Raw genomic sequence first — 23,950 nt, forward strand, 5'->3', positions numbered from 1 at the left:
AATGGCTTCAGATTAACCACGTGCCGCGTTAGTGATGGGAGCGGCATCCTTTTGCGGGGAACGCAGGGCTTCTTTTTTCCCATAAACATTCTCCCGCAAAAGATACAGCGGACAGCACGGCCCGGAGGGAAACGCCATTGGCATTAGAAACTTTTCTGTTATTTAGTTCTCTTTCTATACTATTTATTGAATTGATGATTAATGAAATTTAGTATATTAGAACTATAAAACGAGATGCTATTAATTTAAATCAAACGAACCTATGAATGTCTATACTAATATCTTTCTGTCAATTGTAAGTGTGCTGTTTTTCTCGGCATGTAGTGATAAAAATACTGCTAAAGAAGGAAATTTGGATTTAAGTTCTTATTTAAAAGATGGATCTGCAGGTATAAAGACAGGAGGGATAAAGATGATTGAAATCAGTACTCCGAAGGGAAAGTTTAAGGTTTGGACTAAGCGCGTAGGTAATAATCCAAAAATGAAGCTATTGCTTTTGAATGGAGGACCAGGAGCAACCCACGAATATTTTGAGTGTATGGAAAGCTTTTTGCCTCAGGAAGGGATAGAGTTTATTTATTACGACCAGTTAGGAACAGGCAACTCTGATAATCCAAATGATCCAGTATTTTGGGATTTGGATCGTTATGTGGAAGAAGTGGAACAGGTGCGTATAGCTCTTGGTTTAGATAAGAGTAATTTTTATTTATTAGGTCATTCATGGGGTGGGATTTTAGCTTCGCAGTATGCATTGAAGTATCAACAAAATCTTAAAGGACTTATTATTTCAAATATGATGATGAGCGCTATTGACTATGATAAATATGCGGATACAGTGTTAGCAAAGCAGATGGATCCTAAAGTTTTGGCGAGAATTAGGGAAATAGAGAAAAATAAGGATTTTGAAAATCCTGAATACATGCAGTTATTACTTCCTAATTTTTATACTAAACATATCTTGCGATTAGATGCTGATAAGTGGCCAGAGCCTGTAAACAGATCCTTTAGTAAAATAAATCAGTCTTTGTATGTGACTATGCAGGGGCCAAGTGAATTTGGATTGTCGGGAGAACTTGAGAAGTGGGATATTAAAAAAGAACTTCCAAAACTTGTCGTGCCAACATTGTCGATAGGGGCAGAATATGACACCATGGATCCTAATCATATGAAATGGATTGCTTCTCAGGTGAAAAATGGCACCTATTTGTATTGTCCTAACGGAAGTCATATGAGTATGTACGATGATCAGGATATTTACATGAAAGGTTTGATTAAGTTTATTAAAGATACAGATAATAAGGCCATCAAATAATATGTGACTACAGAATTGAAAGCTCTCTATTTGGGAGCTTTTTCTTTTTAAAGAACTTTTATAGTATTTTGTTTATGTGTTTTTCGGATATAAGTTTGAAAATTAGCAGGAAATATAGATGTAACAGAGAAGCAAATTAAATGTTTATGACGATAAAAAGATTCTTTTTGCTAAATTTATAGAAGCAAAATTCAAAATTATAAGATTGTCGATTCTTTCAAAACAATGTTTTTTATGTATAAAGAAGTGTTATAAGGAATTAGAATCTTTAAAATAGTTCTGTATAGATTTTGTCTATTCTCTAAGAATTATTTATGATTCACAGTCGGAATTTTCTCTTTTATTAGTTTGTAATTTAGTCAAAAATAAAATTTTTCAACTATGGACAATCAATCAAATGACATCAGTAAATGCCCTTTTCATAATGGGAGCATGGATAAACAGGCAGCATCGGGAACTAAAAATCTTGACTGGTGGCCCAAACAGTTAAAGGTAAATATCCTAAGACAGAATTCGTCGTTATCAAATCCGCTGGATAAGGATTTTAATTACGCAGAAGCTTTTAAAAGTCTCGATATTGAGGCATTAAAGAAAGATTTGCATGCCCTTATGACTGATTCACAAGATTGGTGGCCTGCAGATTTTGGACATTATGGAGGTCTTTTCATAAGAATGGCTTGGCATAGTGCAGGTACTTATAGAGTGCATGACGGAAGAGGCGGAGCAGGAGCAGGACAACAGCGATTTGCACCTCTTAACAGTTGGCCAGATAACGTAAGTCTTGATAAAGCGAGAAGATTGCTCTGGCCCATAAAACAAAAATATGGACAAAAGATTTCATGGGCAGATTTATTGATCTTAACAGGAAATGTGGCTTTAGAATCAATGGGCTTTAAAACATTTGGTTTTGCAGGAGGACGTGCAGATGTTTGGGAAGCAGACGAATCTGTTTATTGGGGTTCTGAAACGACATGGTTAGGTGGTGACGAACGTTATAAAGACGGTTCTGAAGGTGTTCCAAAAGATCATGGAGTGGTATCATCTGATGATAATGCCGACGGAAATATCCATAGCAGAAATCTTGAAAAACCGCTTGCAGCAGTGCAAATGGGGCTTATATATGTAAATCCTGAAGGGCCAGATGGAAATCCGGATCCGATTGCGGCAGCTCGAGATATTAGAGACACTTTCGGCCGTATGGCTATGAATGATGAAGAAACTGTAGCCTTAATAGCAGGCGGACACACTTTTGGTAAAACGCACGGTGCTGCCTCATCTGATCATGTGGGAGATGAACCAGAAGCAGCAGGTCTAGAACTGCAAGGGTTAGGATGGCAAAACAGTTTTGGCTCTGGAAAAGGTGGAGATGCTATTACAAGCGGACTTGAAGTTACTTGGACAAAAACACCAACACAATGGAGCAATAACTTTTTTGAGAATTTATTTGGCTTTGAATGGGAACTTTCTAAAAGTCCGGCAGGAGCACATCAATGGGTAGCAAAAAATGCGGAAGCCATTATTCCAGATGCTTTTGATGCTAGTAAAAAACACTTGCCAACGATGCTGACTACAGATTTATCTTTAAGATTAGATCCTGCTTATGAGAAAATATCACGTCGTTTTCTAGAAAATCCAGATGAGTTTGCAGATGCTTTTGCTCGTGCATGGTTTAAATTGACGCATCGTGATATGGGACCTCGTGCTCTTTATCTTGGATCTGAAGTGCCTACAGAAGAACTGCTTTGGCAGGATCCTATTCCAGAAGTAAATCATACTTTAATAAATGACCAAGATATCGAACAGCTTAAAGAGAAAGTATTAAATTCAGGATTAAGCGTATCTCAATTGGTTGCTACAGCTTGGGCTTCAGCTTCTACTTTTAGAGGTTCAGATAAGCGTGGAGGCGCAAACGGTGGACGCATAAGACTTGCACCACAGAAAGATTGGGAAATAAATAATCCAGCTGCGCTTAAAGTTGTTTTAGATAAATTAGAAGGTATTCAAAAAGAATTTAATGCTGCAAATGGAGATAAAAAAGTCTCATTGGCCGATTTAATCGTTTTAGGAGGATCTGCAGCTGTAGAAAAAGCGGCTAAAGATGCAGGAACATCAGCGAAAGTACCTTTTTCACCTGGACGTATGGATGCATCTGCAGAACAGACAGATGTTGAATCGTTTGGATATTTAGAACCAAAATCTGATGGTTTTAGAAATTATAGAAAAACAAAATCGACTGTTTTAACAGAAGAACTTCTTATAGATAAAGCGAATTTGCTAACTCTTACTGCACCAGAATTAACGGTTCTTTTAGGCGGGCTTCGTGTTTTGGATATTAATGCAGACGGAAGTAAAAATGGTGTTTTTACAACGAGACCTGGCCAGCTAACAAATGATTTCTTTGTAAACTTACTGAACATGAATACAGAATGGAAGTCTGTTTCAAATGACAAAGAACTTTATACTGGAAATGACAGAAGTACTGGACAGCCTAAATGGATAGGAACACGTGCAGATCTTGTTTTTGGATCAAATTCAGAATTAAGAGCAATTGCAGAAGTTTATGCAGCTGGTGATGCGCACGAAAAATTTGTAAAAGATTTTATTGCCGTATGGACTAAAGCAATGAATCTAGACAGGTTTGATTTAAGAAAATAATACTCGCTTATAGCAAAAAAAAGACGCCAATTACGGCGTCTTTTTTTATATGTTTTTAAGAACGTGGCTTAGACAAATTTCGATCGTACATCACAATAGTTCCAGCAACGGCGACATTCAAACTTTTTTCTGATTTGAATTTCACTAAATGATGGCATTTTTCCATTACTTTTTTAGATAAACCATGATCTTCTGCACCCAATATGTAAACACAACGTCTTGGGTGTTCGAAGGTTTCCAGGTCGGCAGCTTTTTCAGATAGCTCAACACCAACCAATCGCGCTCCTTTTGGTAAGTTTTCAAAAAAAGCTTCGAAAGTATCGTAATGAAAATACGGAATTGCTTTTACCGCATCGTGTGTATCGCAAGCTTGTTTAGCATATCGATTACCAATGGTAAATATAAAGGTGGCACCTAAGTTCTGAGCAGATCTCCACAAAACACCTAAGTTTTCGGGTGTTTTACCATTCTGGATTCCGATACCAAAGTATTCATTTATAAAATTATCATTCATACAGCAAAAGTACAAACTGTATGTAGATAAATCAATTTTTTGTTGGTCTATAGAACAGATTTACTAGGTTAAAAAAGCATCGGTTGTTGTATTTGTTCTTAATTCTGCTAAATGTAAAGTATTATTGCCAGAAACTGGTATATTGGCATAAGTATCCTTACGAACACCATCTCCAGTACCAAACTTTTCGGCAAGGAAATCTGTTTTTGTATTTGTTGTCGGTGTTTCATCATGGTTTTCTAAGCGTTGGGCAACTTTTGTTAGACATGCAATAGCTTCTTCTTCTGCAGCTTTTTTAAGACTAGTAGTATCTTTTATCTTAGTATCGAGTTCTGTATGTGCGTCTCTCATAGCTGTAATACCTTCATTTTCACCTTTAGCTTTTTTTGGTGGGTTGTATGCTGGTATGCTGGTTAAAATGTCTCTTGCGATCTTATCTTTTTCAGTTAATATTATACTTCTTAAATCATCTTGTGCTTGATTATCGCCTTTTACTGCCGCCAACGTAATATTCGGCACATTATCTTTAACCCAGATGCCATGCAAATCTTTAACATGAGAATGTAAATCGCCACTTACCCATGGCTTTCTTATTTTTGCAACTAAAGTCAATGTCGGAATAGCGATAGCATTGGAAATACCTTTTAATAGCAATAATATTGCAGGATCTATTGCAGTTCGTCTTATAGATGTTAACGATTTGTATGTAGCATTATCATGAAAACGTTTAAGAATCTTATTGTAAAGGTTCTCATGTTCGGTATCCGACCCTGGAGAATTTTCCTGAAACTGTGCAGCTATTTCATGAGGAGTAAGGGCAATATTTAATTGATATCCGATTTGGTTTGTTTTCTCTGCCCATTTATTCCTTGCTCTTGCAACTCTAATTAAGGCACCAGATGCACTCCAGTTCCAAGCAGTTCCTATGTAGTTATTAAATGGTAACGCATTTACGCGTGTATTTGTGGATGAATGAGTAGTTCTAAATGTGACTAATTCATTAATGAATAAAGTATGAACCTGTGATATGAATGTTTTATTTATTAATCCATTTGCACCACCTGCTAAAAGTGGAGGAGCGACTAATTCCAATTCTTTTTGAGCGTCTGTCTCTAATATAAAAGAGGTATTAAATAACGGACTTAAAGGAGCAGATTTCCCGACTTCTGTATGTGAAGCAACATCAGGTCCCTTAGGATTTAACAGTTCCCATGTTGCAAATTCATATTCAAAGCCAAAACTGCGGTGTACAGAAAGTATGGCTGCCATAGGTACTTCGTTATAATGTAAAAAATCTTGCCATTCTTTTTGAGCGTTAAGTAAACTAATTAATCCGCCTCCTGTATTTTGTGATGCTTGATATAATTGTCTAGCCTCAATTTTTATAGTTTCGTCAGTAATGTTTGCGGCTGCTAAAAGTGGGTCAATGATTGGGTCTACATTTTGTGTCAAATGTGTCCAGCCTTCTTGAATCTGAAGAATTAAGTCGGCATTTTCCTTTAAATCATTACTGGCTTTTGTACGTTCTTTAATTGTCAAATCATCACTTTCCACAGTTTCTCCAGTTGGATGGTTATTTGGATAATAAGTTCCGTTGTCCAGTTTAATACTAACACGTTGATATACCTTTTGGGGGTTTGAAGTATTAAGAGGTTTAATTTGAGTTTGAGAACTGTATTTTACAAACTGAATTGCTTTCATTCCCATGACATCAGCTTCGTTCTCCAAACCTTTATCATCATTTACATTTACCTTGCCTTTCATTTGTAAAGTAGGTTTTACACGTCCTTGTTTTTGCTGTACAACATGCCAAGCTTCATGTGGCAAATGTTTTTCTTGCCCTGACGCGATATGAATATCTGCTCCTTGTGCATAAGCATGTGCATTAAGCTGTGCAGGTTTGTCTGAGTTATAATGAACTTTTACATCATCCATAGAATGACCAGAAAGGTTTTCTATTCCTGATTTTAAATTTTCAGGCAAACCGGTATTGTTTGCTTTTCTTTGTAAAACAGAAACAGGGCGATTGTCCGTAAGTTCTCTTGCCTTATTTTGAACAATTTTTTCGTCGGAGCTATTTGCCGCAAATTGCGTTTTCATTTTATCAGTTGAGTATTCCATAAAAACTAATTTTAAATATTATTAGTTATTTTTAGATCTAAATGTTTTACTTTCTTTTTTTACTTGGTCTGCGCATATAGTTTTTTGGAAGTGTTTTTCTATGCAGAGCATGATATTTTTTAAAACCAGTTGCACCAACATGTGCTCGGTTTCCTCGAGAAGTATTACAGGTTCCACAAAATACCCTGCCATTTCTCATGTTGTTTCTTCCTCCTTTTGAAGCGGGTTGTATATGATCAATGTGAAACTGTCCATCGCCCATTCTTCTGCCTTGAAATGTTGCATAATGTACCTGTGAATGCTGAAATCCGCAGTAATCACAAGTATGAAATCCGTCATTTTTCTTTTTATTTGCAGCTAATTTTTTTGCTCTTTGCTTTTTGTCAAATTTTATTAGCTGTACTGTATTAGAATTGAAATTAGCAATAGCCTGATTAGATTTTAATTGTCTAACTGGAATATTATTATTTCTTAAAGTTGAAGTTGAAACGCGATTATCAATTAGCTGATAAGTATTTTTGGTACTGTTGCTATTTGTCAGATGGCTTGCTGCATCCTGAAAATCATTTTCTGTCGAAACTTTGCTATAAGTATTCATGATTCTTTTTTTATACGTTTATGCTTTCTATTAAATAGCCTTTATAATCTTTCGCAAAAAAGCAAAATTTCTAACCTCGAAAAGGCGTAACTTCAACTGGGCCAATTCCGCCCAAATAGTTTATCGCCGAACAAAAAGGATGATTGTGAATCCTATTTTTTAAATGCTCTAAATCTCGATCAAAATAGGGTAGATCCACTTTTTCTCCGGTAATCAGTTTCATCAGATGATCATTTTCTAAAGGATAAATTTTAAATAACGGTTTTCTTGCGGCGTAGAAAAGATTTTCGTCATCAGCTATAATAGAAACCCCGCTACGGTTTTCTTTTAGTTTTTGAGGATTCGTTTTTAATAAGTTAACGATCTGATTTTCAATTTTAGTAACCATTTCTTCTACACTTTTTTCGGTAGTTTGTACAACCAAATAAAGATTTTGGCTTGTAATAAGATATCCGTTTATATAAAAGAAAATCTTGTCGTCAAAATCATTCAACGCCAATGCAATTATGGTATTCACATAATTCAAATCAAAATGTTTTTTCCAGTTCCCAATTTTAAGTTTCACTTTATGACGGTGTAATTGAGGCGCAGCAATGGCAACTTTTTTTATGTTTTCATTCCTTTTCATCACGTCAATTCATTTGAGTAACCACAAGTGTTTTGTTCTCTTTTTTAAATTCACGTCTAATCCCTTCTAATAAATCGTGCTGACTAACAACTGTTTCATTTCTCTGAATGGCTGCTAAAGCACAAAATCGCAATACATTAATAATTGCTCCACCAGCAAGTTCATACTCTTCGGCAATGCTTTCTATATCAATATCTGGACTTAGTTTGCATTTTCCTGAAAATGCTTTTTCCCATAAAAGAATCCTTTCTTCTGCGGTTGGCATCGTAAAATGAATCATGGACTGAAATCTTCTGGAGAAAGCTTCATCCATATTTTCTTTTAAATTGGATGCTAGAATAACCACTCCTGGAAAATCTTCAATTCTTTGCAGTAAGTATCCCGTTTGCTGATTGGCGTGCCGATCGTTTGAAGAAGACGCAGTTGTTCTTTTTCCAAAAAGCGCATCAGCTTCATCAAAAAATAAAATCCAATCCTTATGTTGTGCAACATCAAATATTTTGGACAGATTTTTTTCTGTTTCACCAATATATTTAGAAACAATCATAGAAAGATCAACCCTAAAAACTTCTCTATTGGTGCTTTTTCCAAGTAAAGTTGCAGTAAGTGTTTTACCAGTGCCTGGAGGTCCGTAGAAAAGGGTTCGATATCCGGGTTTTATTTTATTTTCTAGGCCCCATTCTCTCATTAGAGTTTCACCATGATTTAGCCAGGCATTAATTTCCATAACTTGATTCATGACATGTTCTTCAAGAACCAAATCGTCCCAGTTTAATTTGGTCGAAATTTGTTGTGCAGGAAACGAAACGCTATGTTCCAATTTAGGTAAAGTGCCTGTAATAAAAAAGTTCAGCCAACGCTCGTTAATCGAAAGGACTTGATTCAAAATAGGAACATTAGATTCGTTATTTTCTAAAATCAAAACCTGTTCTTTCGAAAATATATTTGTAGTATTCAGAATTTGAAGCACTTCTATTCTTAATTCAGGATTTACAGCGGTAATTAAAAAAGATAAGGTTTGACCTGTAGGCAAAAAACCGCTATGATTTTTATTGATAACTCCGCCAAATTCAGTAAATCCGCGATCGTACATCGCATTTTTACTAAAGAAAATATCCAGAACTTCGGGTTTAATCTGAGGTGCGAGAATTAAGGCAAGACAAAGTCTTTCGTAAAGATTCAAATCCCATTCGGTTATTTTTTTGTAATAAACACTATTTTCAGTTTCTGCATCAGTTTCTGGTAGCGGAATGTCCTGCCAGCGGTTTTCATGGCCTTCCTGAAGCAGATAACTGCAAATAACCTGATCGATTACCTTTTGCAGCCAATCCATTTCATTGTACAAAGAGACTATATTGGGATTAGTTTCCATAAGCTCCAAATAATTTTTCTACATCGTCCAGATTTGCGTCAGCCCATTTAAAATAAAGTAAAGCCGTATTAGGATTTAACTCATTGCATTGCAGCATATCCAAATAAAAGCCTTGAGCATTTTGCATAATCATTTGCGTGTTATAATCTGCATCATTATGAAAATTCGAATCAAAAAAAGAATCTGCCCATTCGCTTGTATTATTCTCTTTGGAGATAAAATCAGTGATGAAATAAGCCAATTTTTCGTCTTGCACGACTAATTTTTTAGCTTTGAAATAAGCAGGTTTTCTTTTGGTTTCTCGGTGGTAATATTCGATATCTTTCGACTGAATTGTTTTGGTGTTTGGATGTCCGAAAATATCAGACAATCCAAAATTTTCGGCCTCACAAGCCAGTTCTAGTTCGGCATTTGCTTCGCCAGCTATGGCTAGAGTTGTGTTTTTTGCAGTTGCACTTTCTGTTATAACATAAAGTTCCCTAAATGAATATAAGGTTTGTGTTAGCTTTATAATTAATTGCTGCTGGATTTCATTCCAATTATTAATTTTTAAAGATTCAGGTTCTTCGGCTTTAAAAATGAAGCTTCCTTTATTGGCAAAAGCCAATATTTGTTTGCTAAATTCAAAATTGCCTTCAATAGAACCATGTGCGTGTGATCGTCCTGAATAAGGTTTTGAAATACCATCACTAAAATTCCAATTGGCATCATTTAAGGCAATTACTCCGCTTATATCAGCATCATGACGCGATATAATGCCATTGCGATAAATGTTTCCAAGAAGAATAATTTCGCCGTTTTTAATCTGAAAATAATCGCCAGGAAAAAGACTTTTATTTAACGGTTTGGTAGGCAGAAATCCTCCAGTTTTGAGATAAAAATGCCTGTAAAAATTCTTATTAGTATGATCCATAACCTTAAAAATTATTGATTAAAGTCCACTGAATGCAGTAAGCAAACAGCGGACATTTTAATTGATCTTAAGATGCATAAGCCGCTGCAGTTGCCGCAGCTAAGCTAGATTGAAGCGATTGCAGCTTGATTTGCGCTTTGTTTAAATTGGCAGTTGCAATGCTCAATTGTCTTCCCGTTTCGTCATTTGCAGTATTGGCTTTATCATAAGAAATCTGAGCGTTTTTATACGCATTGTATATTAAGGCTCTTATAGAAGTCTTGTCTGTAGGCTGCACTGATAAAGGCGCGTCTAAAGATTTTTCATCTGTTAAAGTCAGATATAATTTTGTTGCTTGTTTGCTTTCTAAAGTAATTGATGCTTCAGATTCCAGAACAGAAGCTTCTGCTGCCAATGTAGATTTTAAGGCAACTAGCGTAAGAGCAACCGCATTGTTGGCGTCTGTACCCGCGCTATTTATTCTTGCGATTAAATCATCAGAAATTAACGGATTAAGTGCTTTTTTGCGAATAACTAAAATAGATAGTTTGTTAATTATTTCTACTGAATAAATTAATTTGCTGATCAAATCACTGATGCTTTTGCTAACTGTTGTTGAATCTTCTGTTGCATAGGCTGTTTTTGAAAATGCAACTCTCGAATTGAGAGCTAGGTCGTAAGCATTTTGAATAACTTGATCGATCAAGTTTTTGTTGCTTAATGCATGCGTACGATTGCTTTCAGAAACTAATAAATAACCTTGATATCGGGTTGCTTTTTCATTCAGCGAATTTACAATTGTTTGCTGTTGCTGCACAATCGCTGTTGCATCAACTACTTGATTTTTTAGCAAGTCTAATTCAGCTTTTTTCTTTTCTGTAATTCCGTATTTCTGTAAACTTGGTCTTAACGGAGTTAATGATATAGTATCCATATAGTTGCGGTATTAATTAGTTTATGATTTCAGATTTTGGTTTTGTAGAATAAGGTATTGGCGGCGTGTTCTGCCAATCAGAAAGACTATTTTTATATCTGGTTTTTAAAATCTCACTGCCTTTGTAATAAGACAAAATAACAGGAATGTAATTTTTATCTTCAATTAGCGGATTTCCAAAATTATCTGTAGTGGTGCCATCAATATGCACTTCAAATTCTGGACTTGAAGTTGTTTTATGTTTGGCACTTGTAAAGTTTCCTGCCGGAATGTTTTCTGCTAAATTTAAATTGAAGAAAAAGGCGTTGGTGTTTTTAACTGGTTTAGGAGATTTGTCTTTAACTTCTTTCAGTTTAGCGTTCAAATCTGCCAATTGCCCTTTTGCAATACGTAATTTCTCTTTAGCTTCAGCCAATGCGCTTTTCAGACTATTGTTTTTCTGTTTGTCTTGATCAGGATCTTTACTGTTTTTAGCGGTTTCGGCATTTGCTTGAGCAGAACTATTTAAGATTTCTATCTCTTCGGTAAGCGCTTTAACCTCAGCCTCGACAGTTTTAATTTCTTCATCTAGCTCCATGGTTTCAATTTTGGATTCCAAAGTCTGCAAATCCTCATTTGTAGAAAGATTATCAGTATCGGTGTAAGGCAAGAAGAAACATCTGTAATCAATTTCACTTGCTTTTAATTCTTCTTTCTCAACATTAAAAGTGATTTTAGATAAATCTTCAGAATGTTTTCTAGAAGTGCCAATATCTTTCGCAGTTTTTAAAGTATAGACTAACGAAAATATTTCAGAAGGAGCAGATAGATATTCATCAAACGTATTGATTTCTTTCTTGTAAGATTCAGTAAACATTATTAAAAGAAAAGCAACATAATTTTCGCCAAGCACTAGAGGCTCATTATCTGCATCTCTCAAAGATTTATAAGCGATAGAGGTGCTGTATTTTCCTTTGTCATCTGGTTTTTGCGTCGCAGGAATACTTTTGCATTGCTCGGGATTTCCCACTAAATCTTCTGCTGTAGAAGCATTAAAGAATGATTTCTTACTGTCTTTTACCAAAATGATATTGTAGCTTAAGACTGGATTTGCTAATCCTTTATTTTGAGTTGCAGGATCTCTATCTTCGGGAGTAAAAGGACTTTTGTAAGCATCAAATGAAACACTAAAACTGCCTGCTGAAGGATCAAAAGTTGTAGGAACCTCAACAATCAAGGCCTGATTAAATTGTTCGTTGTTATACGTATAGGCTTTCTTTGAAGCATTATATTCTACCTCAGAACATTTTATGGCTCCTTCTGCAGCTCTTGTAGCAATACTTGCTTTTGCTCTCGTATCGTTATCTACGGTTAGTACTGCGGTAGTTGCTGTTAAATCTGAAGTGGTTACCTGCAATAAATTGTTTACAGAAGAGTTAGTCAGTTTAGCTCCATCTGCCACAACAGAAGTTGAAACTTCAGAAATAGATGCTGTAGCTTCCATAGCATATTGCGAAGTGAGCTCTGCAATATAAGCCGTTTTATTAATCAGATTATAAGCCTCAAGCGTTTGCTGATAAATTTGAGTTCCATAATCGGCAGCATTTACAATACTGTAAATACTTCCAATATCGCTAGCCAAACGCACAATAGAATTTGAAGCAATTTGTATATTCGAAGCGCAAACCGCCATATTGGTAACGGCTTGTGTTACATACGTTTTTTGCTGATTGGCAGATAGTAATAAGTTGTCTGCCATATTCTTATTCGTAACTACAACATTGTTTATATGTTGCTGTTCTTTGTACAATTTTGCTGTTGCGTCGAGTTTTTCCTGCGCAACAATCTCAGCTCCTTCAGCATAATAAAGAGTAAACATTGAAGTGCTCAATTGTGAACTCAATTGTTTTTTGGTCATTTCCTGACTTTCTAATGAAGACAATACACTAGAATGCAGATTTTCATTGTAACTGTTCATAATAGTTCTTTTAGTTGATTAATTTATATTTCAATATTGTATTCAAGGTTCTTCTTTTGATAATTGGTTTTTAGAATACTATTTTAATAAGGCCAAATGACATGCAAAGGTTTATCCATCCAATGGTATTTCATAATCGAAAAAGCAAAAGGGGATCTGTTAATCAATATATCATAAGCTCTTCTCTCTACCGTGAGTTCCCATTTATCTTCCAGTTCTACCAGAATTCCATCGCGCACAAGCCAGTTTCCGCGAAAACCGTTTATGGAGCAATCTCCAATTTCTGGCCAATGCGAAATCGCCGCTTGTATCAAACCGTTTATTAATTGTTTTTCTTGATCAGAGATATCAATAAAATCAGGCACAGTATCGGTTAAAGGCAAACCGCACAAAACTTTGTTTAGCGGCAAATAAACCTCTTCCGTTTCCTGCATTCCTGTAATTAGATATTGCAAGTATTGTACAGCTCTAACTTGATGTTCGTTGCTTCTAAATTTTCTTTCAGAAGTTAGACTCAATCGTTCAAACAGCATCGCGATATAATCGTTTAAGAGAACAATTCCGGCGTTTCTAACAGGAATTCCTTGTTTAGGGCTGTTTTTTGGGTTTTCTTTAGTTTTGTTATGTTCCATTTTCAAAATTATTTCAGTTTGTTTTAAGACAGTTGGGGTTTGCTTTTCGGCTCTTAGAATTTCTTTGAAACCGAGCTGTAAAGCGGGAGGAAATTGATAGATATATTTTTCCATATCGGCCAAAAAGTTTTTTTTCGAAATTCCTTTTTTGGTTACAATTTCCCAGATTAATTCATTCCAGATTTTGTCAATTGCAATAAGTCTCCAATTGTCGTTGGTTACAGCCTTTAAGAGCTTTCGCAATAAAAGATGTTGCATTTCTTTAGCCGTCAATCCTTTTATTTTGACATTGCCCAATACATGATTGAATTTTTCCAAAATCCGTAAAGACAATTCCTTGTTTTTATCCAATTGACTAACCGCATTGCATAAATGATGAAAGTTTATATTGCGACAAAGCCAATCTATTTGGGCTTCAGGAATAAATTCTTTTTTTATTATTCTAAAGAAAATCTTTGGCTCTTTTACCATTATGGCGTTTAGAAGATCTTTTGCCTCAATGGTTTTAGAAATGCTGAAGGCGGGTGGAATTTGCCTTTCTATCAACATTGATGAAATCCATTTGTATTTCTCTTTCTCAGATAAACTCTCGATTTCAAATAGCAAATCTGTGCTAATTGATTCTCCAGTTTCATTAGAAAGTATAGAATCAGAAATGATATTGTTTTCTAAAAAAGACATAAAATCGGGTGCCGAATTGGCATATTCAAAAGATTTTGTTTCGTTTTGAAGCTGTATTTTTTCCTTCGCCACATTCTTTTTTAAATACAATTTGAGTTCTTTCTGAAGCAGTTTGTCAAATAAAACTTCATTGCCTTTGTAAGCAGAATACTTTAAAATCGTGTTCCAGAAAAGTTCATTTAATGTTGCGCTAATTTTAGTTTCCGAAACCGATTTTATATTTCGAATTAGGACAGAAGCCGTTTTCTGAATCCAGTTCTTTTTCAGCGCAACTGCATTTGTCAAGAAATAAAGCAATATGTTTTCGCTTTCTTTTTTGTCTTGTTTTCGGAGTAAAACAAATCCTGCATCATTAAAATTAGCACTCAATAATTGCGCTAATTCCTGCTGATCTTGCTTTGATGTATTTTGAATGAGCAACGCAAGCGCAACGGTATCAATAGATTTTGTGTTTTTTAATTGGTTTAAAAAGGTCTTTTTAATAGCCACTCCAAAAGATTTAATTCGTTTGGACTGAATCAGTTTTGCGATAAACTGAAAATAATCATCGCGTCTCGTCTCGGTTACTTTTTTGGATAACTGCACAATAATAGTTTCCAGAAACAAAGAGGAGTTATGCTCCGGGTGTAACAATATTTCCTGCATTCCGAGAAGCAATAAATCATCAGTAATTAATTCTTCAGGAAAATCATATTGATCTTTTTCATTTAAAATCTCGTAGACAACCTGTATCGTTTGTACAAGTTTTGTTTTTTTGTAATTGGCTGTTTTGACCAATAATTGAAGCATTTCTCGATTCAAAACCAATGGAAGTATTTTCTTAAGAATCTCTTTATTTCCGTATGAAAGCATGGCTTCAAAAGCCATTTTAGGATGCAATAAAATAGTTCTAGTCAGCGATCTTTGTAAATCAATAAAAAAGACACTTTTGGTACTGTTTTTTTGTAATTCGAGTTCTAGTTTTGCGACAAGATTTTTGAAATGAACAGCGGGATAATTAGAATTATTACGGCTTATTTCCTTGCAATAAATAGCATTTAGATTCGTAAAAATAACCGCAGCATTATTGCTTTTTATCGCCGCAGGAATTTTAGCATTGGTAAACAGAGCCAATAAATGCTCATGGCTCAGATTATTTTTTTTGCTTAATTCTTTAATGCAAAATAGGAGAAAAGCAGTATTGTCGGTATTTTTATTTTGAATGAGAAATAGAATTCCAATTTGCCATAAAGCCTTTCGGTTTGTTTTTAGTTTAAAAGTCTGGCTTAATTGGTTTAGATAAATGATCGATTCTGTATGAAGCTGTGATGGAGTAGTATCCAGTTTTGAATACAGTATTTTTATCGAAGTTTCATTTAAATCCAGAAGCAGCGAAACAAGCCAACTCTCATCTTTAAAAATGGGCTGAAGCAGCGTATTAAATTTTGTTTTATTCTCGCTGTTCAATACGATTATCAATTCGTTTAAATTGTCTTTGTCGGCTTTAAATCTTCTATTGTTTTTATTTTTTAATAATTGCTCTAATAGGCTCCAATAATTTGTAGCAGTTTCAAACTTATAATTCTCGCTTTTTTGCGTTTCATATTCCTGCGTTAGTATTTTAAGACAAGCAATAAAATCGTTGTTCTGCGATGTTTTATCAGACAGTTTTACAATCGTATTTTCGATTAGAATAATAAGTTCGGCGTAAGCAATATTGTAATGATTGGCCATTTGCAGAATACTGCTTTTCATGAAAGCCAGTTTATTAAAAAGCGTTCCGCGTTCGAGCAGCAAAAAGTTCAGAATAAAGAACCATAGATTCTTTTTGAAACTTGCCGTACTTGTCTGGATAATCGTTTCTTTAACCTGAATATTAACCATTGTTGCGCTAAATTCAATAATAGAACTACTATTGTTAGGTTCCAGCGCGGCGATTATTTTAGTGATGTTTTTTTCGTCAAACTGCCATGCAATTCGTTTTCTCACTTCCTCGTGAGACATTCCTGTTTCTTTAATAATCGCAATAACCTCAGCGAGATTATTCTGAAGCAATTCTGCCATAATCTGGTTGACAGAACCTTCTTTATTTTGATAATTCCATGGTAAATAGCCTTCTAGCAAAAAGACCGAAAGATTTTCTAGAATTGATTTTTCTTTATTGTAAACCGCTATTCCGTTTTGCTTCTGATTGTTTTGATACAAAATTAATTCGGCTATTTTCTCTCTTAATAGATTTCGTATTTTTCGGCTAAGATCAAACTCAAGATCGTTATAATCGCAGGAGCCAAGATCAAGTTCCAGCGATTCAATTCGCCAACTTTGTTCCTGTGGGCATAATTCGTCAAAAATAGAGGTAACTTCTCTAGGCAACGAAATTTTGCTCCAAGCACTTAAACGCTCCTGAAGTCTGTAACCTTCTTTCTTTTGGTCAAAAGTGGTGTCCCATTTTAGACTCGATACAATATGGCTATTTATTTCTTCCATTTTTTGTTTCTAAAATTGAGGTTAGACTATGGATTAAATTGACAGCGTACTGCTCTGAGGTTGAACTTGCTTCTGTTTCGATATGATTTGAATCCAGCGTATTTTTGAAGCGCAAACTCTCATGCCAGCTATAGTAATTCGAAGCAAAATTTTCAAGTTCCTCAAGCTTAGCAAACAGATATTCATATTGTATATTCGTCGGAAGACTAACCGCAAGAAACTGTTCTAAACGTCTTTCGAATTGAGGAGTTTGCAATTCAGAAATAAAATCTGGAAATAACAGAATCGCATTTTTCTTAAAAAGTGCATCGTTGATTGTTATGGTTCCGTTTCCAGAAGAAACGGTGATACGAAATGAATAATCAGAGAATTTACTTTTGGTGTAATCTATAGATGTTCCAGTTTGAGAATTATCAGTAATAAAAGCATATTTCTCATTAGAAAATTCCAACTGACCTTTTAAAAACTGAGAATCCAAAACGGTTTGGCTTTCCGTATTTAATAGATAATTTATGTTAGCAATGGTTTGAAAATCTGTATTTTGTATTTCGTAAAAAGAATTATCACTTTGTTTTACAATTTCAAGATTATATTTTAATTGACTTAAGAGAATAGAGGTTTCAATAAAAAAACTACCTTTTCTATTTTCTTTAAGCCAAAATATTTTTTGTATGGTTTTATGGCTGTTCAATTGATCTTCAATAGAATTTTGCGAAGCCTCAAATTGCGTTGTAATAAAATTGGTATATATGTTTTTTAATCCGAAAAGTAAATTCAGTTTTAATTCTAAACCAGAAAAATTATTGAAATCTGTTTTGCTTAGTTTTTCTTTTTTATTGATTTTATTAGATTGAAAAACAAAATCAGACGTGTTTTCACTTATATGCTCAAAATGCTCCTTTTTAATGTTTAGCAAATTGGCATCTGCGGTTTGATTAATTTTTGAAGCCGTTAGAATATTATAACCTTTAAAGCGGTTGTACGACAATAAATCGAGATTTTGCAAATACAAACTCTTTATAATAATCTGATCTTTTTTCTTGTTTCCGGTATAGATGGTATCATGAATGATGGCATCAATTATTTTTGGCGATTCACCGTGTCTGGCAAGTAAATGATCTAGTATTTTATTTCGTCTTTCGAAGTTAACATCTTCTTCTTCCATGATTTTCATCATTCCAAAGATGTAAGCATTATAAGGATCTTGCTGATATTCTCGCCAGCTTTTTTCTTTCAGTTCCTTTTTGGTTTCCTCGCCACTGCTGTATTCAAAAATGGCATTATTTTTCAATAAAGGTTTGATGTGAGGAATCGTATACAAAGATTGATAGAAATAGCTAGGAGAAAACATTTTGTACGGAACAGGATATTCCAAATGCTTTTTCTCGTATGTATCTTTTAGTGCATAAAAAGTTTCGCTGTCTGACGGCGCTCCGCATACCGAATTAGTAAAAGAAAATAGTTTGGGAACATTGGCTAATTGCGAAAACTGATTGGCCAAAACCTGATCAAATAAAGTCAAATAGCCTTTTAACTGACGCGATTGTGCTACTTGAACGGGTAAAGAATCGTCTTCGATTTTATCGTCGCCAATGCCGTATTGCTGCGGAAATGTATTTTGAATGGAGTAATAACTATTGATGTCTCTAAAACTGCTTTTGGGCAACTTTATAGTCGGTTTATTGTTTAAGCTTGTAACATTCTCCTGATATTGGCCAATATTAATTTGCAACGGACCAAAAGCATCTGCTATTATTTGTTTTCCGTTAGCGTTGAGTGTTAGTTTTTTCTCTTTATAAGAATTAATAATATCAACAAACAATAATTGATTTTCTGTTGCTTGTAAAGTTTGAACATTATCTTTTTCCTGATAAAGCTGGATTCCCGAAACCGAAATAACGCCAGTTACAGACTCCATTACGGGAATTAAATCAATAGCTTCTATGGCATCTTTTTTATCTGCTAAAGAATCATCAGAAATCCAACCGTTTTTAAGATATGGGCCATCATATATTTTCGCAGCATTATATCCGTCTTCTTTCATCGTATCATAATTCACCTGATCTATTTTCGGAAAAATATAATTGCGAATTTTATTTTGAAGTTCTAATAAAACAGCATGTTCATCTGCACTTTTCTCGAGTTCTATATTTCCGCCAATCCTGCAATTTTGCTGTTGCAATGCAATGGGCATATTAAAAAGTTCGCCAATGTTTCGACTCTGATTGAGGTAATAATAAACCGATTTGCAAATGTTGTTGCATTTAATAGCATCGGTAATATCTGGATTGATATAAAGATAAATTTGATAGACTCTGCTAAATGCCAAAAGATTCTGATTGTAAGGTGCGATTACAACATTGTAAACCTCTTCGATGCCATCTATAATGTATTTTTTGTAATCGTTAATCGTGTATGGCGCCGTAGTCAGAATTTTATAAGGCATATAAAACTGATTTTCGATTTCCATTTTTCCGGTAGAATCGGTTAAAATATCTGGAATCGAAAAATCGGTGCAATAGCCTAATTCGGTCATGGCATAACAAACCTGATCTAGAATTGTCATTCCGGGATCGCTCGGGTTAAAGTTGGTCCATTCATTACCAATATGATTTTGGATATAATCAATAGCCTCGTCTTTCAGGAAATTAAAGTCCTGATGCGGCGGAAGCTGAATTTTTGTTATTTGATTATTGGTATCCATTTCTATTTGGTTATGAAATATTATGATGGGGTGCCGAAACAAAAAGTGTCATTGAATCGTTAGGCATTAAGTTTTCCTGTTCGCTTTTTAAGACAGTTTGCAAGCCCGTAACCGGATCGATGTTGTAGCTCGAAAAAGTTACTTTCTCTACCGTAAGAACTCCTTTTATATTTTGCACAAATGTTTTCACTTTGGCATCTATAAGCGGTTTCCCAATTTCTATTTCAGAAGGACAGTTCATAATCCAAGGCGATAAATATTTTTTTAAAGCAAGATTTACATTCTTTGTTACCAAGGTGATCTGGTAGTTTGGATCGACTTGAATTTTGATGTTAATGCTAACGTATTCTAGATTAAAATTGGAAACGTTTAGTTGGGTAAATGGCGATGAATTGGCGCTTAAAAACTTTTGCACCTCAATTTCGAGTGCATTTGTTACCAAAGGTGTAAAGGCATTTGAATCGCTATCTGATCCTATTTTTTTTACCAAATAGACATTGGTGATGTTATTGCTTTCGTCAGTCACTATTTTTGAATAATAGACGGTATCAAACTTTTCGGCAATGAGCGTATAATAATCGGATGCTGTGCTGGCTCTATTTTTGGTTTTTATACTATTGCTTACTCTTTTATTTCGATCTATTTTGTCTTCGGCAGCTTTTCCTCCAAAAGAAGCAAAAGGCTGTATGATAGTGCCTATTTCTGGAATCTTAATTTCTGGTTTAGTAATTACATTGGCATCAATTTTCGGACTTTGCGTGTCGGTTAGAAACGTTGTTCCAGTTCTTTGCACACTAAAACCGTTGGTCTGCATAAAAATGGTTTTAGAAAATGATTTAAGGTTACCAACAGCCGCAATAGAAATCCAGTTTTTGTTTCCAGGCATGATACTGCTATTATTAGTGCAATCTGCAGGAATCGGAATTTCTACAATTCCAGAACATCTAAATTGACTGGTTTGATCCGATAATGGTTTAATATTTTTCCAGCCCGAATCGCTTAAATAGTAATACATAATCTCATTTTGATCGGTAAGGGCGGTTGAATTTCTAGCCAATTCAAAATAGAGGTTTAAAGTGCTGTTGCAAATCAAATTATCGAGTTCTATAAATAAGGCTCCGTTATGATCAAAAGACGGATAAAGTGGGAAACCTTTTACGGCATCGCTTTCAGAACTGCCAATGATTTCGGTATTGAATACATTTGTTTCGGTTTTGTCTGCCGTTTCACTATCAAAAACGGTATAGTTTGAAAATGGAGCATAAATAAAATATTGAAACGGATAATCTCCCGCTGTGCCATCAAGATTGTAGGTTACGCTTGCATCATATTGAGCAGAAAAAGTCTGTATTTTTGGAGCAAACGGAACATTGGCTGCAGGAATAAAATCATCTTGTTTGTGTGCAACTTTATACCCGTTTTGCAAGGCAATGCTAGCTACAACATTGGCATACAATTCGGAACCAAAACCATATTGCGGACTGTTTAAAGTCATTTTTATAAATCCTGATGTGCTTTCTTCAGAATATTTTAAAGGCTCTTTTTGAATGTTTGGATTAGGCTTCCATGCTTTGTCATCAGTTTTAGTTGAACTAGATTTAGCATATATATAATCACTGTTAGAGGTACTAAGAACATTATTAGCAGGAACTACAGACAAAGTGTCGAATAAATTAACTGGTTGCGGAACTTCATCAGTTGGAATGAAAACTTGATCATCTTTGGTTCTCGCAATTTTAGTCATTTTAATGCCTTGCCATGATTTGTCTTGCATAATGTTGAAGCATACCATAAAATTGGCATTGGAGAATTCTCTAGCAACCGCAATATTTTGCTTTTTGCGAGGAAAAGCGATTCGATATGCTTTTACAACCGAATTGTCCCCCTTTTTTGGTGGATGCAGATAATCACTATATTCTTTGTAATAAATTTCAAAATTGGCTGGTCTTTTATCCCAATCTATTTGTATCGTGAAACTGTCCAAAGGTTTGCTCAAGATTTCATTATTTCCGATGATAAAATTGGCATTAACCAACGGAATTGGTCCAAAAGGAGGAAAAGGATTTTTGGTGCTTAATTCCCCATAATCATTATACAATTGAAACGTTTTTACTCCTTCTACTTTTAAGTCAATAGTGATCGTAGTAACTTTAGGAGGATTCTGCGGATTAGTAACATTTCGAAACAAAATTTTCATCATAGGCCAATCGCTTTTTAATCCGTCTGGATTAATCAGAAACGGCTCGATTGCAGCTACACTTGGATCAAGGATTATAGCAATTATAATTGCGTTTTGTTTCGTAGCATCGATTGTAAAATTGGAAGGAACTAAATTCAGTTGTAGCCAATCATTTTGCGTGCTCAAAAAATAACTCGCTTCTTGAAGGATTTTTAAATCGATCTGAGAATCAAATTCTAATGTTACTGTTAGGGTTCTTGTTCCTTCACGCAATAGTAACATGGGTGAAGCAAATGCAATTCCAATTAATGACGGATTTAGAGAATCGTCGTCTGAGCCAAAAGTCTCCCAACTGATGGCTTTATTTTCTGGATCTAATTGAATTTCGGTTGGTTTTACAATGGTTTGCAAATTGTAAGACGCATTGTTTTTGTCCTGATACGAAAGCTTGTGAACACTTGCAATTGTGGCTGGATTGAGATTTACATTTTTTTTAGAAGCAAATAAAATAGGATTCTTCTGGGCATCGACTCCCGCATTAAATAAAGTCCCCGCAGGCAAAGTATAAACAGAGGTTGGTTTTGTTAGTGTTGCACACAAAAACGCCTGATCTGCAACTGCTGGCAGTTTGGTTTGTTTCAGGATATTTTTATAATAAAAATCAAGATGTTTCTCAGAAAGTCCGTTTAATTGATCTTGCTGAATTTTTAGAATATTTACAAACGAGCGCAACAAAACAGTATCAGGAAAATGTCCTTTTTTGAGGTTTAATTTGTGGTATTCTTTTGCAGCGTGATGAATGATGGTTTCTAAAAACTGAAATAGTTTATCGCCAATTTTGCTTAGTATATCCAAGCTTACCTTTAGCACAGCTCTTATTTCATCCAAAATAGGATGTTCTTTTTCAAAACCAAAAACCTGCCAAAATGGGATTTTATCTTTATTGATAAACCAGATATTCTTATCAAAAGATTTAAACTCGTCCCAAGGAACAGAAGTGAGAATTATATTCTCCACAGATAGTTTTAACAGATATTGTCTATAAGATTGAATAGCCCAAAAATCAATGCTTAATCTGTTTTTTACTTCTTGCAGCATGTACGTTTTGAGATCGTATATCTCGCTGTTGTTTAGCGTATGATGCGTCCAGCGTTCTATAATTTGATAAATAGCCGTAATGCGATCAAACAAGTTATTTAAAGCTCGCGTGTTAGATATTATGCTGTTTTTGTTTTCAAGCAATCGTTGAATTTCTGAACAGCCATTTTTATAATCTGCGAACAGTTTCTTGTAATTTGTTTTCGAAATGTACGCCATTAGAAAAACGGGATCTTTCAGTAAAAATGGACTCCAGTTTCCTTCAATAGTGTTACTGTCATTATAGAAATTGATCAATTTGCTAAATTCTGTCAAAAAGTACAGCCAATCCTGCTCGGTTCTTCCGTCTATTAAATACGGATTCGGAACGAGTGCTTCGTTGAGAGAATTTATAGCGCTATTTTGATCAATTAAAATCATTTTTTTCGATCTAAGTTGGTTCCTTCTTTTAAATAAAATGGGAACACATAATTGTGTCTTGTATTGGTTTTAGAATAGATATATGTAATCAGTATTTCGATTGTTCCGTTTACGATATCTGTTGATGCGACTCTAACGTCTTGAACCAATATTCTGGGTTCATATCTTAATAAAGCAAACTTGATCGTTTCTATAATTTCGCCTTTAAGCGTACTATCAATTTTTTTAAACATAAATTGCTGTATTCCAGAACCAAATTCGGCTTCAAGCGTACGCTCGCCTTTGCGTGTGTTTAGAATGACATTGATAGATTCATTAATGTTGGTTTCATTTGCAGATAAATTCAGCTGGTGATTGTCTGCAGAGAATGAAACAGGAAACGCCCATCCTGAACCTAAAAAAGCGGTATTATTATGTGCTGAATTATCCACCGATCATTACATTAAATGCTCCAAGAACAATTGATCCGCCATGAGCGGTTGAATCTCCCATTCTCGCGGCTGGCATTCCGCATATCATAACCGTTGAAGATCCTTTTACAATAGAATCTGGAGGTCCTACACAAACCAGCATGTCGCCAACTCTGGCAGCTGGTAATCCTGCTATTAAAACTGTTGGCGCGCCCGGCCCAACTATTGGTCCTCCTACATGCGGAATTGGCGGTACTCCCGGAGTAACCATCGGACATTGATGAAAATCTGTAAGTCTTGCTGCTGGTGGCATATCTTTTTGTTTAATCGGTTAATTGTTTATTTGTTTAATCGTTTTATTCTTGATTCGTTTAATC

Annotated in this window: 15 protein-coding genes; 2 read left to right on the plus strand and 13 right to left on the minus strand. The window is 34.9% G+C overall.

Features of this window, described 5'->3' with window-relative positions:
- The first annotated feature begins 262 nt into the window (after nt 1–262).
- On the plus strand, nt 263–1,312 hold the full coding sequence (locus tag AC3Y25_RS22530) for a proline iminopeptidase-family hydrolase (protein ID WP_489904300.1): 1,050 nt from the start codon (nt 263–265) through the stop codon (nt 1,310–1,312).
- 381 nt (nt 1,313–1,693) lie between these two features.
- Nucleotides 1,694–3,967: a catalase/peroxidase HPI gene (katG, locus tag AC3Y25_RS22535; protein WP_489904301.1), complete on the plus strand. Its 2,274-nt coding sequence runs from the start codon at nt 1,694–1,696 to the stop codon at nt 3,965–3,967.
- 55 nt (nt 3,968–4,022) lie between these two features.
- On the opposite strand, the gene AC3Y25_RS22540 is transcribed toward katG, so the two are convergent.
- The 13 genes from AC3Y25_RS22540 to AC3Y25_RS22600 all read right to left on the minus strand — a co-directional run bounded on the left by AC3Y25_RS22540 (nt 4,023) and on the right by AC3Y25_RS22600 (nt 23,886).
- Entirely contained in the window at nt 4,023–4,481 is a 459-nt protein-coding gene (locus AC3Y25_RS22540; RefSeq protein WP_091134234.1) for an RNA methyltransferase, read from the minus strand.
- Nucleotides 4,482–4,544: 63 nt separating this feature from the next.
- Nucleotides 4,545–6,602, minus strand: a complete 2,058-nt coding sequence (locus AC3Y25_RS22545; RefSeq protein ID WP_489904302.1) for an eCIS core domain-containing protein — start codon at nt 6,600–6,602, stop codon at nt 4,545–4,547.
- 46 nt (nt 6,603–6,648) lie between these two features.
- The gene (locus AC3Y25_RS22550; RefSeq protein WP_095930136.1) at nt 6,649–7,200 is read right to left on the minus strand and encodes an HNH endonuclease; all 552 of its coding nucleotides are present in this window, start codon (nt 7,198–7,200) and stop codon (nt 6,649–6,651) included.
- 70 nt (nt 7,201–7,270) lie between these two features.
- Nucleotides 7,271–7,828, minus strand: a complete 558-nt coding sequence (locus AC3Y25_RS22555; RefSeq protein ID WP_489904303.1) for a hypothetical protein — start codon at nt 7,826–7,828, stop codon at nt 7,271–7,273.
- A gap of 4 nt (nt 7,829–7,832) precedes the next feature.
- Nucleotides 7,833–9,200: an ATP-binding protein gene (locus tag AC3Y25_RS22560; RefSeq protein WP_489904304.1), complete on the minus strand. Its 1,368-nt coding sequence runs from the start codon at nt 9,198–9,200 to the stop codon at nt 7,833–7,835.
- Complete coding sequence (locus tag AC3Y25_RS22565; RefSeq protein WP_489904305.1) at nt 9,190–10,113, minus strand: hypothetical protein; 924 nt, start codon at nt 10,111–10,113, stop codon at nt 9,190–9,192. Before AC3Y25_RS22565 ends, AC3Y25_RS22560 begins: the two co-directional genes overlap by 11 nt.
- Nucleotides 10,114–10,180: 67 nt before the next feature.
- Nucleotides 10,181–11,026, minus strand: coding sequence for a hypothetical protein (locus AC3Y25_RS22570; protein WP_427873986.1), 846 nt, complete (start codon nt 11,024–11,026; stop codon nt 10,181–10,183).
- Between the two features lie 16 nt (nt 11,027–11,042).
- Nucleotides 11,043–12,983: a hypothetical protein gene (locus AC3Y25_RS22575; protein WP_489904306.1), complete on the minus strand. Its 1,941-nt coding sequence runs from the start codon at nt 12,981–12,983 to the stop codon at nt 11,043–11,045.
- An 83-nt stretch (nt 12,984–13,066) separates the two neighbouring features.
- Nucleotides 13,067–16,762, minus strand: a complete 3,696-nt coding sequence (locus tag AC3Y25_RS22580) for a contractile injection system tape measure protein (protein WP_489904307.1) — start codon at nt 16,760–16,762, stop codon at nt 13,067–13,069.
- Nucleotides 16,746–19,466 (minus strand): hypothetical protein, encoded by a 2,721-nt coding sequence (locus AC3Y25_RS22585; RefSeq protein WP_489904308.1) that lies wholly within the window; start codon nt 19,464–19,466, stop codon nt 16,746–16,748. Before AC3Y25_RS22585 ends, AC3Y25_RS22580 begins: the two co-directional genes overlap by 17 nt.
- A 10-nt stretch (nt 19,467–19,476) precedes the next feature.
- Nucleotides 19,477–23,163: a hypothetical protein gene (locus AC3Y25_RS22590; RefSeq protein ID WP_489904309.1), complete on the minus strand. Its 3,687-nt coding sequence runs from the start codon at nt 23,161–23,163 to the stop codon at nt 19,477–19,479.
- A complete protein-coding gene (locus AC3Y25_RS22595) occupies nt 23,160–23,594 on the minus strand; it encodes a GPW/gp25 family protein (protein ID WP_489904310.1) in 435 nt (144 codons plus the stop codon). The genes AC3Y25_RS22590 and AC3Y25_RS22595 overlap by 4 nt, the downstream gene beginning before the upstream one ends.
- Complete coding sequence (locus AC3Y25_RS22600; protein WP_250837622.1) at nt 23,587–23,886, minus strand: PAAR domain-containing protein; 300 nt, start codon at nt 23,884–23,886, stop codon at nt 23,587–23,589. The genes AC3Y25_RS22595 and AC3Y25_RS22600 overlap by 8 nt, the downstream gene beginning before the upstream one ends.
- Nucleotides 23,887–23,950: the final 64 nt, after the last annotated feature.

This window comes from Flavobacterium sp. LK-23, assembly GCF_058135255.1.

What these genes read in the sequence shown, in the direction of transcription:
- AC3Y25_RS22540 (WP_091134234.1), bottom strand. Translation starts at nt 4,481, where the DNA reads ATGAATGATAATTTTATAAATGAATACTTTGGTATCGGAATCCAGAAT.
- AC3Y25_RS22555 (WP_489904303.1), bottom strand. Translation starts at nt 7,828, where the DNA reads ATGAAAAGGAATGAAAACATAAAAAAAGTTGCCATTGCTGCGCCTCAA.
- AC3Y25_RS22600 (WP_250837622.1), bottom strand. Translation starts at nt 23,886, where the DNA reads ATGCCACCAGCAGCAAGACTTACAGATTTTCATCAATGTCCGATGGTT.
- AC3Y25_RS22570 (WP_427873986.1), bottom strand. Translation starts at nt 11,026, where the DNA reads ATGGATACTATATCATTAACTCCGTTAAGACCAAGTTTACAGAAATAC.
- katG (WP_489904301.1), top strand. Translation starts at nt 1,694, where the DNA reads ATGGACAATCAATCAAATGACATCAGTAAATGCCCTTTTCATAATGGG.
- AC3Y25_RS22550 (WP_095930136.1), bottom strand. Translation starts at nt 7,200, where the DNA reads ATGAATACTTATAGCAAAGTTTCGACAGAAAATGATTTTCAGGATGCA.
- AC3Y25_RS22575 (WP_489904306.1), bottom strand. Translation starts at nt 12,983, where the DNA reads ATGAACAGTTACAATGAAAATCTGCATTCTAGTGTATTGTCTTCATTA.
- AC3Y25_RS22585 (WP_489904308.1), bottom strand. Translation starts at nt 19,466, where the DNA reads ATGGATACCAATAATCAAATAACAAAAATTCAGCTTCCGCCGCATCAG.
- AC3Y25_RS22590 (WP_489904309.1), bottom strand. Translation starts at nt 23,163, where the DNA reads ATGATTTTAATTGATCAAAATAGCGCTATAAATTCTCTCAACGAAGCA.
- AC3Y25_RS22565 (WP_489904305.1), bottom strand. Translation starts at nt 10,113, where the DNA reads ATGGATCATACTAATAAGAATTTTTACAGGCATTTTTATCTCAAAACT.
- AC3Y25_RS22580 (WP_489904307.1), bottom strand. Translation starts at nt 16,762, where the DNA reads ATGGAAGAAATAAATAGCCATATTGTATCGAGTCTAAAATGGGACACC.
- AC3Y25_RS22545 (WP_489904302.1), bottom strand. Translation starts at nt 6,602, where the DNA reads ATGGAATACTCAACTGATAAAATGAAAACGCAATTTGCGGCAAATAGC.
- AC3Y25_RS22530 (WP_489904300.1), top strand. Translation starts at nt 263, where the DNA reads ATGAATGTCTATACTAATATCTTTCTGTCAATTGTAAGTGTGCTGTTT.
- AC3Y25_RS22560 (WP_489904304.1), bottom strand. Translation starts at nt 9,200, where the DNA reads ATGGAAACTAATCCCAATATAGTCTCTTTGTACAATGAAATGGATTGG.